The organism is Methylocystis sp. Sn-Cys, from assembly GCF_016745395.1.
Taxonomy (GTDB): Bacteria; Pseudomonadota; Alphaproteobacteria; order Rhizobiales; family Beijerinckiaceae; genus Methylocystis; species Methylocystis iwaonis.
Window position 1 is genome coordinate 332,418 of the sequence record NZ_JAERVJ010000001.1, and the last position, 14,226, is coordinate 346,643.

Sequence of the window (14,226 nt, forward strand, 5' to 3'; positions counted from 1 at the left end):
TCGCAATGACGGCGGGCAGCGTCGCAATGACGGCTGGTCGCGCGCTCAGGCTTGGAGCCCGTGATCTCTCCGGCCTTTTCTCCGCCCTAACTTCGCACTAGCTTCGCTCCAACTGCGAAGGACTTGATTCCCATGGCCACGATCGACGCCGTCCTGAACACCATCGACGCGAATCTCCCCGCGTCGACACAGCGCCTATTCGACCTTTTGAGCATCCCCTCGGTCTCGACCGACCCCGCCTATACCCAGCATTGCCAGCGCGCCGCCAATTGGCTGGCGGACCAGCTCAAGGGTCTGGGATACACGGCCGATGTACGCGAGACGCCCGGCCATCCGATCGTCGTCGGCCACGCCAAGGCGAAGCGCAAGGATGCGCCGCATGTGCTGTTTTACGGCCATTACGACGTGCAGCCGGCCGACCCGCTGGGCCTATGGGAGACAGACCCCTTCGCGCCGCGTCTTGCGGCCGGCAAGGACGGCGACGAGATCGTCGCGCGCGGCGCTTCCGACGACAAGGGCCAGCTCATGACCTTCGTCGAGGCCTGCCGCGCCTTCGAAGCGAACGGCGGCCTGCCCTGCAACGTCACTTTCCTCTTCGAGGGCGAGGAGGAGACGGGCTCGCCGTCCCTCCCCGGCTTCCTCGCCGCCAATAAGGATGAGCTCTCGCGGCCCGACATCGCGCTCGTCTGCGACACCAGCATGTGGAACGCTACGACGCCGGCGATCACGGTCATGTTGCGCGGCCTGGCGCAGGAAGAAGTCTTCATCCGCATTGCGAGCCATGATCTGCATTCGGGCATGTTCGGCGGGCCGGTGAACAATCCCGTGCATGTGCTCGCGAAAATCATCGCCGATCTGCACGACGAAGAAGGCAAAGTCACGCTCCCCGGCTTCTACGCCGGCGTGCCCGAGATCCCCGAAGACATCGCCGAGCAGTGGCGCGCGCTCGATTTCGACGAGGCGAAGTGGCTCGGCGAGATCGGACTGACGCGGATCGGCGGCGAAACGGGCCGCGGCATATTGGAGCAGATTTGGGCGCGGCCGACCTGCGACGTGAATGGCGTTGTCGGCGGCTATACCGGCAAGGGCTCGAAGACGGTGCTGCCGGCGGAAGCGTCCGCCAAATTCTCCTTCCGGCTTGTCGGCAAGCAGGACGCCAAAGCGGTGCTGGAGAGCTTCCGCGCCTTTGTGAAGGAGCGGCTGCCGGCCGACGCCAAGGTCGAATTCATCAACCACGGCGCCTCCAACGCGCTGCAGCTTCCCTTTGGCTCCGAGGCTCTGAACCGGGCGCGGCGGGCGCTCAGCGAGGAGTGGGGGAAGGAGGCGGCGCTGGCGGGCTGCGGCGGCTCGATCCCGATCGTCGGCGCCTTCAAGCGCGACCTCAACATGGACGCCCTGATGATCGGCTTCGCGCTCGACGACGACCGCATCCATTCGCCCAATGAGAAATACAGCTACACGTCGTTCCACAAGGGCGCGCGTAGCTGGGCGCGTGTGCTGGACGCATTGGCCTCATGAGGCTCAGCCGAAAGGCAGGCGCTCCCCGCGCGTCCCGATTTGCCGGCAATCATAGAAGCGGTTCTTCTCGAAGAGCGGCTCGCGCTTGCCGGGCCGCTCGTCTTTCACGAATGCGCAATTCTCGAAAACGCATTCCACCAGCCGGCAGTCGCTAAACAGGCAAGCGCCGCCGAGATTGTCGAGCTCGAATCGGCAGCGCGTGAAGGCGCAGTCGAGGAAATCGACGCCCCGGAAAGAGCAACCGCGGAATATGCAGTCCTCGAAAGTCGTGCGCGAGATGAGGGCTGTGTTGAACAGCTCCCAGTACCAGCTCATCCGCGTGAAACTGCAGCCCAGAATGGCGCCCCCGACGCTCGGCCGGGAGATTTCGAAACCCTCGAAGCTGCAATAGGCGAAGACGGTCTCCGTCGGCAGGGACGCGAAGCGCCCGCAGCTCTCCGTGAACTCTTCTTGCTGGACCAGCGCCATCTCACCCATCGCTTCCTTCCTGGCGAGGGGATGATCGGCGATGGCGAGCCTCCGCGCCTTGCGCCGCCACACATGAAAAACCCCGGCCGGGCTCGCGCGCCGACCGGGGGCCTTGATAGCTTGCGATGCCTTAGCGGGCGATCATCACCGCCGTCGAGAGGCTGCGAACCGCCGCGTCGCGCGTGGAGAGCGACGGGAGGCCGAAGCGTTCCTCGATCAGCTTCAGCACCGAGGTCGTGTCATGCGCCTGGCTGTCGACGCCGGAGCGGCGGAAGCGGGCGGAGATGACCAGCGCAGGGATGCGGGTGCCGGGGCCCCACTGATCGGACGGCGCGGATTTGTCGGCGTTGTGGGGCGGCGGCGGCACATGGTCCCAGGCGCCGCCGAACTCGTCATAGGTGACGATGATCAGCGTCTTCTGGGCGTCCGGGCCCTTGATGATCGCGTCAACCAGCTCAACGAGATGGTTGCTGCCGTTGGATTCGCTCGCATAGCCGGGGTGTTCATTGTCCGCGCCCAGCGGCTTCACGAAGCTCACAGCCTTGAGCTTTCCGTTCTTGGCGGCGTCGATGAACTCGGCCTCGTCGAGCAGATGCGCCTTGCGCGCGTCCGTGCCCGGCGCGTAGGCGGCGAAATAATTGAACGCCTGATGGTGATACTGGAAGTTCTTATCCGGACAGCGGAGCGCGCCGCCGATTATCTGCTGGTTGGCGTTGGGATCGGAGCAGGCGCCGGCGGCGCCATTCGTCCAGCCCTTGCCGCTCGTGTTGCCCTCGGCGTTGTCCCAGCCGCCGGAATACCAGGCCCAGTCGATGATTTTATCGGTCAGCAGATCGCCGATCGTCTTATCGGCGAGCGGCGGCAGGCGCTTCGCGTCGACGGTTCCGGGCGCGTAGGGCCACGCCCTGGGCTGCGTGGTGTTGACCACATAATCGCCGCAGGCGACGCCGGCGGGCGCAGGCGGCAGCTTCGCGGCATTGCGGGCGTCTCCGGCGCAATAAGCGGTCAGCGACCTGTCGCGAAGCTTCGCCGCCGTCGCGGCGTCCGTCGAGGAATAGAGCGGCGTCTTGGTCGGCATGCCATTGGCGTCGACGACCGAGTGTAGGTCGTTGCCGGAGCCGTCGGTCGCCGGACTGGCGAAGACCGGCGTCCTCGCGGCGATCAGCCATTGATGGTTGAGGAAGGAGCCGCCGAAGGCCGCCTGGAAGAAATTGTCCTCGACGACATATTTCGGCGCGCCCGGCTGGTGTAGATATTCATAGATCGGCAGCTTGCGGGTGTCGTAGTAGCCCATGACGAGGCCCATCGCGTCGCTGCCCGTCGTAAAGCGATTCTGCTGGCCGCCATTGATCTGATACTGCTCCGAATAGAAGCGATGCACGATGTCCCGCGTGCAGCCCCCAGCCAGACCCTGGCCTTTCGCCACGCCGTTCGACGCGGTGACGCCGGGAGCCGGGCAAGTCGTGTCGGTCGCTGCGATATAGTCGTCGATCTTGAACGGGCGATTGTAAAAGGCGCTGTTGATCGGCGAACCGGCGCCCGCTGTATTATCCGTGCAGCCTGTGGCGAGCGGCGCGGGCGACGTGAGATTGGCGTCGTTCTGCGGCAGGCAGAGATAGGGCTTGGAGCCCTCGGCGGAGGACCGGATCTGCGCCCACCAGGGCGCCGGCTGGCCGGAATGCTCGACATCTTCGAGCGCGCGCAGGCCGTTGACCTCCCGCTCGCCGACCTCGCCCCAGAGCCCATAGAGATTATCGAAGCTGTGGTTCTCCTGGTAGATGACCACGATCTTGTCGAAATCGCCGAGCCCCCCGTGGTCTTCTTCCTGGGCGGCGGCGGGCGCCGTCGCAAGCGCGGCAAGGCCCAGCGCGACCTTAAAGAATTTCATAATGCTGACCTTTTAACTAAGCCCGGCCGAGTTTTAGGCAGCCTCCATATCGGGTCTGCGAACCGGCGCCCAGAGCGTCAAGCTTGACGCCTCTGCCGCGACGTTCCGCCACTCGCTTTCCGGCTTAGGATGGGCTATGTAAGAAAACGTCCAAACAAGGCGCTGGGCAGGACGGGGCCGGCAGTCTGGGTTTGATGGGCGTCAAAGATCGAGGGTTGGGTCACATGGTCTATCGGCGATATTTCGAGGCGGCCGTCTCCCGTCTGAAGGACGAACGCCGTTATCGCATCTTTGCGCATCTCGAGCGCGACGTGGAGAGCTTCCCCCTCGCCCGATGGATTCGAGACGACGGCTCTATCGAAAACGTCACCGTATGGTGTTCGAATGATTACCTCGGCATGGGCCAGCACCCCGAGGTCATCGACGCCATGGTGGAGACCGCCAGCAAAGTCGGCGCCGGCGCGGGCGGCACCCGCAATATTTCCGGCACGAGCCACGCGATTGTCGAGCTGGAGCGGGAGCTCGCCGACCTCCATGGCAAGGAAGCGGCGCTCGTCTTCACCTCGGGCTGGATTTCCAATCTCGCGGCGATCTCGACCATCGCCGATCTTTTGCCCAATTGCGTGATCCTCTCCGACGCGTCGAATCACAATTCCATGATCGAGGGCGTGAAGCGCTCGCGGGCGGAGCGGAAAATCTTCCGCCACAACGACCTTGCCCATCTCGAAGAGCTGCTGATCGAAGCCGGCGACAGGCCGAAGCTCGTCATCTTCGAGAGCCTCTATTCCATGAACGGCAATGTCGCGCCTGTCGCCGAGATTGCCGCCCTCGCCGAGCGCTACGGCGCCATGACCTATGTGGATGAAGTCCACGCGGTCGGCATGTATGGCCCGCGCGGCGCCGGCATCTGCGAGCGCGAAGGCGTCATGGGCCGCATCGATGTCATCGAGGGCACGCTGGCCAAGGGCTTCGGCGCCATGGGCGGCTATGTCGCCGGCGACGCAGCGGTGATCGACGCCATTCGGTCTTATGCGCCGGCGTTCATCTTCTCGACCGCTTTGCCGCCGCCGGTGGCCGCCGCCGCCTGCGCCGCCGTCCGGCTCTTGAAGCGCCGCTCCGATCTGCGCGCCGCGCATCAGCGCGCGGCGCATATCACCAAACATGCGCTGGCCGCCGCCGGTCTTCCGGTGCTGGAAAACGGCTCGCATATCGTGCCGGTGATGGTGCGCGAGGCCGAGCTGTGCAAGGCGGCGAGCGATCTGCTGCTCACGCGGCACAATATCTACATCCAGCCCATCAACTATCCGACCGTCGCCAAGGGCTCCGAGCGCCTGCGCATCACGCCGACGCCGCGCCATACGCATGACCATATCGCTCATCTAGTCGAAGCGATGGTCGATGTCTGGCAGACGCTCGGGATCGCCTTCGCCGAGCCGCCGTCGCATCTCCATGTCGACGAGAAGAGCGCCGAGCGCTGCACCTATCCCGAGATCAAGCTCGCGGCGCAGTAATACGGTCACGCGTCTAAGATTGTCGTGAAATCGGAGCCCCAGGCTGCATGCAGCTTGGGGCTTTTTCGTTGTGGCGGATGGTTCGTTGTCATTCCCGACGCCCCCGTCGTCGGGCACACAGGGACTCACCGCCGTCATTGCGGGGAGGCGGAGCCGACGAAGCAATCCAGGGCCGCATCGCTGCCCTGGATTGCTTCGCTTTGCTCGCAATGACGGGCTCTGGGCAAAACCAGCGCTCTTGTGGCTCTGGATTCCCGGTCGGGCTTTCAGCCCGCCGGGAATGATACGCGCCAGTGCGGGGCCGCGCGTTAGCCGCCCAGGCCGAAAGCGGCGAGCGCCGCCATGTTGACGATCTCCGTGTCCGTCGAGCCGAGCTGGACGATCTGAATGGGCTTGTCGAGGCCGACGATCAGCGGGCCGAGGACGGTCGCGTCCCCCAACTCCTGCAGCATCTTGGTCGAGATCGCCGCCGAGTGGAAGGCCGGCATGATGAGGACATTCGCCGTATCCTTCAGCCGGGAGAAGGGATAGGCGCTCATCAAGTCTTTGTTGAGCGCGATATCCGCGCCCATCTCGCCCTCATATTCGAAATCGACGCGGCGCTGGTCGAGCACGCGCACCGCCTCGTGCACGCGCGCCGTGCGTTCGCCCGGCGGATAGCCGAAGGTCGAGAAAGCCAGCATGGCGACGCGCGGCACGAGGCCGATGCGCCGCGCGACGCCCGCCGCCTCGATCGCGATTTCGGCAAGCTCCGTGGCTTCCGGCAATTCGGTGATCGCCGTATCGGCGACGACCACAACGCGGCCTTTGGCGAGAATGAGCGACACGCCGATGACGCGATGTCCGGGCTTCTGATCGACGACGCGGCGCACTTCTTCCAGCGCATTGGAGAAATTGCGGGTGACGCCCGTCACCATGGCGTCGGCGTCGCCGCGCGCCACCATGGCGGCGGCGAAATGGTTGCGGTCCTGATTGATGAGGCGCTGGCAGTCGCGGAACAGGAAGCCTTTGCGCTGCAGTCGCTCGAACAGGAATTGCGCATAGACGCCGTTGCGCTGCGACAGCTTCGCATTGTGAATCTCGATGCCGGGGACGAGCTCCACGCCGGCGTTGGCGGCGTTGGCCCGCACCCGATCCTCGCGCCCGACGAGCACCGCCTCGCCCAATTCCTGATTCACATAAGCGACCGCCGCGCGGATCACCTGCTGCTCCTCGCCCTCGGCGAAGACGACGCGCTTGGGCTCGCGCCGCACGCGCTCATAGATGGTCTGCATGAGGCCCGCGACCGGATCGCGCCGCGCCGAGAGTTCGGCGCGATAGGTTTTCATGTCGATGATCGGACGGCGCGCGACGCCCGACTCCATCGCCGCCCGCGCCACCGCCGGGGGAATCACCGAGATGAGGCGCGGATCGAAAGGCGCGGGGATGAGATAGTCGCGGCCAAAGCGCGGGCGCGCGCCGCGATAGGCGTTGGCGACTTCGTCCGGCACGTCCTCGCGCGCGAGATCGGCGAGCGCTTGCGCGGCCGCGATCTTCATCTCCATGTTGATCGTCTTGGCGCGCACGTCGAGCGCGCCGCGGAAGATGTAGGGAAAGCCCAGGACATTGTTGACCTGGTTCGGGTAGTCCGAGCGTCCCGTGGCGATGATCGCGTCCGGCCGCGCCGCGCGCGCTTCTTCCGGCGTGATTTCCGGATCGGGATTGGCCATGGCGAAAATGATCGGGTCCGGCGCCATGGATTTCAGCATGTCGGGCGTCAGCGCGCCTTTCACGGACAGGCCGAAGAAGACGTCGGCGCCCTCGAGAGCCTCGGCGAGCGTGCGCGCGCTCGTCTCGACGGCGTGCGCGCTCTTCCATTGGTTCATGCCCGCCTCGCGGCCGCGATAGACCACGCCCTTGGTGTCGCAGAGCGTGACGTTGCGGTGATCGAAGCCGAGCGCCTTGGCGAGATCGAGACAGGCGATGCCCGCCGCGCCGGCGCCATTGCAGACGAGCTTCGTATTTTTGATGTCGCGGCCCGTCAGCAGCAGCGCGTTGATGAGGCCGGCGGAGGAAATGATCGCCGTACCATGCTGGTCGTCATGAAAGACGGGAATATCCATGAGCGCGCGCAGGCGCTCTTCGATCACGAAACACTCGGGCGCCTTGATGTCCTCGAGGTTGATGCCGCCGAACGAAGGCCCGAGATAGCGCACGGCGGCGACGAATTCGTCGATCTCCTTGGTGTCGATTTCGAGATCGATCGAATCGATGTCGGCGAAGCGCTTGAAGAGCGCCGCCTTGCCTTCCATCACCGGCTTCGCCGCGAGGGGCCCCAGGTCGCCGAGGCCGAGGATCGCCGTGCCATTGGTGATGACCGCGACCATATTGCCGCGCGTCGTATAATCGAAGGCGAGGGTCGGGTCTTTGGCGATGGCGTGCACCGGCGCGGCGACGCCCGGCGAATAGGCGAGCGACAAATCGCGCTGCGTCGCCATGGGCTTGGTCGACACGACGGCGAGCTTTCCCGGCCGCCCGCGCGAGTGGAAGAGCAGCGCCTCCTTGTCGGTGACGACGGGACGATCGCTCATGCTCTCATTCATGTTCCGCAAGCCTTTCCGATTGCAGCGCCTTCGGCGGCGCAGCATAGCGGGGCGGGGGTGGGGATCACAAGCGTCTGAAACGCGAAGGAGGGGCGCCTCGTCGAAAAGAACGAAGCAATCTGTTGCGAATGTGCAACATTGCAAGATTAGATGAGACGGCCTTTGTTGGCCTACCTTGCGCCAGCTTGGCTGTGGGTAGTACTGCCTAAAGCCATGCGGCGGAAAGTAAAACGATCGGCTCTAGCAGCGCGCCTGGTGCATGCGCTGCTGATCGTTTGCCTTATTTTCAGCGTCGCGCCGCGCGTTTTCGGCAATCTGCTTTGGGCTGCTGGCGCGACGCGTGTGGGCGTCGAGCGTTCTGTCGGGCCGCAAAACGCCATTTGCGAGCGGCGAGAGCATGCCGGCGATCAAACGGATCATCATGCGGATGGTCTAGACTGCTGCGTTTTTTGCCGCTTCGACAGCGATAAGGATTTCCTGCGCCTTGGCCTCGTCCCGGCGATTGTCTTCCTTGTAGAGTTTCCTGACGCGCCGACGGCGCTCGAATTCCCAGCGAGAGATATTCCGCCCGCGCCGATACAGGGCGCGCTGACCGCTTGGTCGGCCACGGCGCCGCCGACGATTTAGTTCTTTTCCTGCGTCGATCGATCGCGCCTCCGAGGAGACGCCGCCCGATACGACAGCAAGCCGCGCCCCGAAGCGTTCTCAATCATCTGTGGCCCGAGCGATCGCGTGATCGCATGGCGTAGCGCTTCTGGAGCGTTCTTTCCTGTTTCGAGATACGAAAGCTTCTTCCCATGTGCCGGAAGTCTCTAAGCGCGGGCGCGTCGCTGCTCGCTATCGCCATTGTCGCGAACTCTCACGCCTACGCGCAACAAAATCTGCCGACAATCGACATCGGTGGGCAACGTCAAAAACACACAGGCGGAAGGCCTGCGGGGGCCGTCCCAAATCATCAAGCGCCGAACGGGCGGGCGAGCGCCGCGCCCGCCTCTTCGCCGCTCGTCAGCGCGCAGGCCGCGCCGGGCTTCAGCCCCGAAAAATTGAAGCTCCCCATTTACCGCGAGCCAACCGGTCAGACCGTCACAGAAATCAACGCCAAAACCTTCGCCGAACAACCCTTGGGCACGGTCGGCGACATGCTTCGCTACAGCCCCGGCGTGTCGTTCAAACAGGGCAATGGTCCAAGGGACATGACCATTTCGATCCGCGGCTCGGGGGCCCGGGTCGGCGGTGCGATCCAGAGGATCATTCTTTTGGACGACGGCTTCAGAATGGCGATGCCGGATGGCTTCTCCCGCGCCGACTGGGTCGATCCTCACGCCTATGCCGGCTTCGACGTGTATCGCGGGCCGTCTTCGGCTTTGTTCGGCAATTTCGCGGTTGGCGGCGCGATCAATTTCCGCACGCGCAGCGGCGCGGAGATCGACGGCGTCGAAGCGGGGAGCGAAGGGGGCAGCTTCGGCTACGTCAATAATTATGTGACCATCGGCAAGAAAATCGGCAAGCTCGACTTTGCCGTCTTCGCAAGCGACATGCGGCTCGAAGGGTTTACGCTCAACAACAACAGCAACACGCAAACCGTGAATCTGCGCGCGACCTATGAGGTGACGCCGCAGGATAAAGTGACCTTCAAATTCATCCATAATCAGCTCTATGGCGAGCTGCCGGCGCGCTTGTCGCTCAACCAGTATTATGCGAACCCGTTCCAAAGGGGGTGCAACGCCATTGCCCCGGCGCTGGGCGTCGCGAACCAATCTTGCGGCGGCACGAGCCTGTTCATCAATGGCGTGAATGGCGCGTCGCTTCCCATCACCGCAACGCAAAGTGGCTGGTTACGCAACGATCGTTTCGACGCGCTCGGCTTGCGTTGGGAGCATGAAGTCGACGCCAGCACCGTCATCCGCACGACCGGAATCTATTACGACAAGGATTTCTGGCAGCCGATCGACACGCCGGTCACCTACGCCAACGTCCCTGGGGTGGACATCCGGACGGATGTGACGACGCTCGGCCAATTCCTCGGGCGCGATCTGCGCAACAATGCGGAAGTCTATTACAACAGCAGCCGATTCATGACCAACACCAAGCCCCTGGCCATGTTCGGCCCGGGCAATGTGATGCCGCAGCCGGTCAACAAGCTGGACGCGCTTGTCTCCAATTTCGGCTCTCGCTTCCGTTCGGAATATGCGCTGGCGCCGACTCTCACCGCCGTCGTCGGCATGGACGTCGAGGCGAGCCGGAACAATTCGCAGTCCGACAACCTCGGCTACGCCAACGTCAACAACCCGTTTCTTCCGACGAGCTTCAGCACCGTGAAGTTCAGTGATCTTTGGGTGAACTGGGCGCATGAGGCGTCGCTCACCTGGCGGCCGAACAGCGAGTGGCAGGTGCGGGCGCGCACGTCGCGCGGCTTCGGCACGCCGAATTATTTGGCGTTTTTTGTCGACCAGCAGGGCAATATCGGACCGAACACCGGCTTGAAGCCGCAAACAAATACGGGCGTCGACGGCGGGATTGTCTGGACCCCGAACGACAAGCTGACCGTCTCTTTGACCGGCTTCTATGAGTGGTGGACCGACGAGATTCTGGCCCAGCGGCCCGGCGCCGGCAAATTGACCTACCAGTTCAACGCCCCCGGCTCCGTCCATCGCGGCGCCGAATTCGCGGCCGATTACGAGCTGCGGGAGGGATTGAAGGGGCTCGTGAACTACACCTACAACAATCAGGTCTTCACGAATTACATCGAGCAGAGAAATAGCGGCGGCGGCGCGCCCTACAGCGCCAACACCTACTATTTGAACAGAGCCGGCTATAAGGTTCCCAACGTGCCCGCCCATCAGTTGACGACGCGGCTGACCTACGATCAGCCCAATGGGGACTTCAAAGGGCTCGGGGCGTTCATCGAGTATATCTACCAATATTCCTATTATATCGACAATGGAAACCAGCTCACCATCCCGAGCTATGGGCTGTTGAACCTCAACGCTCACTATAAGCGGGAGCTATCGGACAGTTTCCTCAAGGAGTTCACCGCCTTTGTTCAGGTCAATAATGTGCTGAACCAGAATTGGGTCGCGGGGGCGACGAACGTCACCAACACCCTGATGTATGGCTTCCAGGCCCCCGGTTCTTATTTGGCGCAGAACGCCACCGGTTCGATCTACGCGGGCGCCCCGATCAGCGTCCAAGGCGGCGTCAAAGTGAAATTCTGAACGCGTGCAACGGCGGGCTTTGCCGAGTCCGTCATTGCGAGCGAAGCGAAGCAATCCAAGGCGGCGATGCGGCCCTGGATTGCTTCGTCGGCTCCGCCTCCTCGCAATGACGGCGGTGAGTCCTGTGTGTTCAAACGGCGCGAGCGTCGGGAATGACGCCGACCCAATCAAGCGGATCTCGTACGAGACTGCTGACAAAGTGGCGCTGACGCCCCTCGTGCTTCGAGACGCCTGCTGCGCAGGCTCCTCAGCATGAGGGGCTTCTGCAAATTACGCCAAACACTTAGGCCTCATCCTGAGGAGCGAGCGAAGCTCGCGCCTCGAAGGACGAGGCCGCCTCGGAGGTTTGCCAACAAGCTGACGGCGGGCTTTGCCCGAACTTTGCGGCGAAAACGAATTCCGGCGCTCCTCACGCTACCTCCTCCTCTTGCCACGCGCCGAACAGCTTTCGCGCCGCTTCCGCCGGCAGCGGCTTGGCGAAGAGATAGCCCTGCATCTGCGTGCAGCCTTCCTTGCGCAGATGCGCGAGCTGCTCTTCCGTCTCCACCCCTTCCGCCACTGTCGCCACATTCAGACACTGGCCGATTCCCGTCACCGCGCGAACGATGGCGACGCATTGAAGGTTGGTCGGCAGCTCCTGCACGAAGGAGCGATCGATCTTGATTTTGTCGAAGGGGAATGCACGCAAATAGAAGAGCGAGGAATTGCCCGTTCCAAAATCGTCGAGCGAAATATGCACGCCCAGGGCGCGCAACTGGTGCAAGATCGCGAGATTGTCGCGGCTCTCCACCAGCAGGACGGACTCGGTGATCTCGAGCTCCAGGCGGCTCGCCGGCAGACCGCTGGCTTCCAGCGCCCGGACGACCGACTGGACGAGGGTCTCGGACTTGAATTGCGCCGGCGAAAGATTGACGCTCAGGCGCGTCGTCGGCGGCCAGTGCATGGCTTCGAGGCAAGCGCGGCTCAGCGCCATCTCGCCGATCGGGATGATGAGTCCGCTGGCCTCGGCGATGGGAATGAACTCCGCGGGAGAAATGGACCCGCGCGTCGGATGGGTCCAGCGCAGCAAAGCCTCCATCGCGACGATCCGGCGGCTCTCGATCTCGGCGATCGGCTGATAATGCACGTCGAAAGCGTTGTGCATCAGCGCGTCCCTGAGATCCGCCTCCAAGACGCGGCGACGTATCAGCGCCGCCGCCATCCCCGCGTCGAACAGCCGATAGGCGCCGCCGCCGGCCTGCTTGACCTGATAAAGCGCAATATCGGCGTATTGCAGCAGCGTGTCGGGGTCGCTGGCGTGCGCCGGGGCGATGGCCACGCCGACGCTCGCGTTCACCAGCACGTTCTGGCCGTTGATTTTGAGCGGATGGCCGAGCGCGCCGACGATTTTTTCGGCAAACTCGCCGGCCTCGTCCGGCGAGGTGAGACCGGCTTGGACAAAAGCGAACTCGTCACCTCCGAGACGGGCGACCATGTCCCCCGGCCGCAGGATGTCGGAGAGCCGCTCCGCCACGGCGACCAGCAATTGGTCGCCCGCGGGATGCCCCAGCGTGTCGTTGATGTCCTTGAAATCATCGAGATCGATGTAATGTGCGGCGAGGGCCTCGTCAGGTTGCAGGGCCTCCAGGCTGGCCGCGAGGCGCATGCGAAACTGGTTGCGGTTCGCAAGACCGGTGAGCGAATCGTGAAGCGCCATATGGGCGATGCGCGCCGAAGCCGCGAGCTGCTCGGTCACGTCGACCACCGAGACGAGGACGGCGCGGCGGCCGTCGAAGTCGAGCTCCCGAGCGTGAATTTCCAAATCCCGACGCCGCCCGTCGGCGGAGCGCCCCTGCCAGATTCGATCTGCGCTTGCGTCGCCCGGGATTCCTTGGATGCCCGGAAGGTGCGGGTGTTCTTTCTCCTCGAAAAGAGCTTCGAGAGTGGCGTCCAGGAGGCGGTCGCGTGAATGGCCGAAATGCCGGACCGCCGCGTCATTGGCTGCGAGAATGCGCCTGCTTTGTGGATCGTGCACCCACATGGGCATGGGGTTTTCCTCGAACAGCAGCCGGAAATATTCCTCTCGGGCTTTGAGCCGGGTGACGTCGGTCAAGGTGATGGCGATGAGATCCGCGCCCATCGGGGCGGCGCTGAGGCGCAAATGCCGGGGAGACTCCGGGAGCGGCCCGGCGATCTCGAATTCGTCGCCGCGCCTGTTCTTCGACAATTCGATCAGACGGGCGAGCGTGCCGTCGCGCGCAAAAGTGGGGGCCGCCTCGGACAGGCGCCGCCAGCGAAGCGCCGTCTCCGAATCGCCAAACAGTCGTGCGGCCCCGTTATTGAGGCTCAGAATGCGGAAATCCGAGATCGCGTCGGCGGCGTCGTCGAAGACGGCCGCGAGCGTGACGAGACCGTCGTCGGTCGCGCGGTAAATGGCGTCGACGACATTGTGCGCCTCCGCTCGTTCGCGCGAGAAGACGAGGAAAACCGTCGCGCCTTTTCTGGTCGACAAGGGGAAGATGACGACCTCGCGGCTCGTCGCGAGACCGTCCCGCAGCCAATGCAGCACCTGCATGGCTGGCGCGCGACGCTGCGTCGCGAGGGCCGTAGCGTCACGTAAGCACGCGGCGCAATATTGATCGATCGCCTCCAGGGCCGTGCAGCGCAGCTCCTGACCGAGCCAGCTTTCGATCGACCTGCCCGCATAATAGATTTCGAGGCCGCCGCCGCGCCCCTCCCCCATGAGGCCGAGATCGTCGGCGAGCGTTCCGAGACTCCCCAGAGCAAGTTCCTCGAAGCGCGGGAATTCAGACGGCTTATCTGTCTGGCAGCCCCAGCTCACGCACAGCTCGCGGACTTCCTCGAAGTCGCTCAGCACTCCATAAGCGGCGGATATGTCGTCCGCCGAATCCATAGACATCATGACGCCGCACCAGAAATCGATCGGAATTTAGCCTGAAGGTGTCGGCGGGAGTTGAAAAAAACGTAAATATTCCAGCGCGTTGTTGAACATACTGCGTCGCAATAGTGTCACAAAGCTTGGCGGTAACGGGCGGGGCCGACGA

The 14,226-nt window shown here is 63.7% G+C and carries 8 protein-coding genes; 4 read left to right on the forward strand and 4 right to left on the reverse strand.

The window, feature by feature from the left end:
• Nucleotides 1-132: 132 nt before the first annotated feature.
• Nucleotides 133-1,518 (forward strand): M20/M25/M40 family metallo-hydrolase, encoded by a 1,386-nt coding sequence (locus tag JJT62_RS01565; protein WP_202070926.1) that lies wholly within the window; start codon nucleotides 133-135, stop codon nucleotides 1,516-1,518.
• Between the two features lie 3 nt (nucleotides 1,519-1,521).
• On the opposite strand, the gene JJT62_RS01570 is transcribed toward JJT62_RS01565, so the two are convergent.
• Nucleotides 1,522-1,995, reverse strand: coding sequence for a right-handed parallel beta-helix repeat-containing protein (locus JJT62_RS01570; RefSeq protein ID WP_202070927.1), 474 nt, complete (start codon nucleotides 1,993-1,995; stop codon nucleotides 1,522-1,524).
• Between the two features lie 121 nt (nucleotides 1,996-2,116).
• Entirely contained in the window at nucleotides 2,117-3,874 is a 1,758-nt protein-coding gene (locus JJT62_RS01575; RefSeq protein ID WP_202070928.1) for an alkaline phosphatase family protein, read from the reverse strand.
• A 224-nt stretch (nucleotides 3,875-4,098) separates the two neighbouring features.
• On the opposite strand from JJT62_RS01575, the gene hemA reads away from it, so the two are divergent.
• A complete protein-coding gene (hemA, locus tag JJT62_RS01580) occupies nucleotides 4,099-5,385 on the forward strand; it encodes a 5-aminolevulinate synthase (protein WP_202070929.1) in 1,287 nt (428 codons plus the stop codon).
• Between the two features lie 308 nt (nucleotides 5,386-5,693).
• Here the strand turns inward: hemA and JJT62_RS01585 are convergent, their stop codons facing one another.
• Complete coding sequence (locus JJT62_RS01585) at nucleotides 5,694-7,955, reverse strand: NADP-dependent malic enzyme (RefSeq protein WP_202070930.1); 2,262 nt, start codon at nucleotides 7,953-7,955, stop codon at nucleotides 5,694-5,696.
• A gap of 267 nt (nucleotides 7,956-8,222) precedes the next feature.
• Here JJT62_RS01585 and JJT62_RS01590 point away from each other — a divergent pair, with 267 nt between their 5' ends.
• Together JJT62_RS01590 and JJT62_RS01595 are read left to right on the forward strand one after the other, a co-directional pair.
• Nucleotides 8,223-8,594 carry a hypothetical protein gene (locus JJT62_RS01590; protein ID WP_210340533.1) on the forward strand — a complete coding sequence of 124 codons (372 nt, stop codon included), beginning with the start codon at nucleotides 8,223-8,225 and terminating at the stop codon, nucleotides 8,592-8,594.
• A 416-nt stretch (nucleotides 8,595-9,010) separates the two neighbouring features.
• Nucleotides 9,011-11,182 (forward strand): TonB-dependent receptor domain-containing protein, encoded by a 2,172-nt coding sequence (locus JJT62_RS01595; RefSeq protein WP_246744646.1) that lies wholly within the window; start codon nucleotides 9,011-9,013, stop codon nucleotides 11,180-11,182.
• A 409-nt stretch (nucleotides 11,183-11,591) separates the two neighbouring features.
• Here the strand turns inward: JJT62_RS01595 and JJT62_RS01600 are convergent, their stop codons facing one another.
• On the reverse strand, nucleotides 11,592-14,084 hold the full coding sequence (locus JJT62_RS01600) for a bifunctional diguanylate cyclase/phosphodiesterase (RefSeq protein WP_246744647.1): 2,493 nt from the start codon (nucleotides 14,082-14,084) through the stop codon (nucleotides 11,592-11,594).
• Between the last annotated feature and the right edge of the window lie 142 nt (nucleotides 14,085-14,226).

Excerpts from the sequence above, each read along its gene's own strand:
- JJT62_RS01585 (WP_202070930.1), bottom strand. The coding sequence starts at position 7,955 with ATGAGCGATCGTCCCGTCGTCACCGACAAGGAGGCGCTGCTCTTCCAC.
- hemA (WP_202070929.1), top strand. The coding sequence starts at position 4,099 with ATGGTCTATCGGCGATATTTCGAGGCGGCCGTCTCCCGTCTGAAGGAC.
- JJT62_RS01575 (WP_202070928.1), bottom strand. The coding sequence starts at position 3,874 with ATGAAATTCTTTAAGGTCGCGCTGGGCCTTGCCGCGCTTGCGACGGCG.
- JJT62_RS01600 (WP_246744647.1), bottom strand. The coding sequence starts at position 14,084 with ATGATGTCTATGGATTCGGCGGACGACATATCCGCCGCTTATGGAGTG.
- JJT62_RS01565 (WP_202070926.1), top strand. The coding sequence starts at position 133 with ATGGCCACGATCGACGCCGTCCTGAACACCATCGACGCGAATCTCCCC.
- JJT62_RS01570 (WP_202070927.1), bottom strand. The coding sequence starts at position 1,995 with ATGGGTGAGATGGCGCTGGTCCAGCAAGAAGAGTTCACGGAGAGCTGC.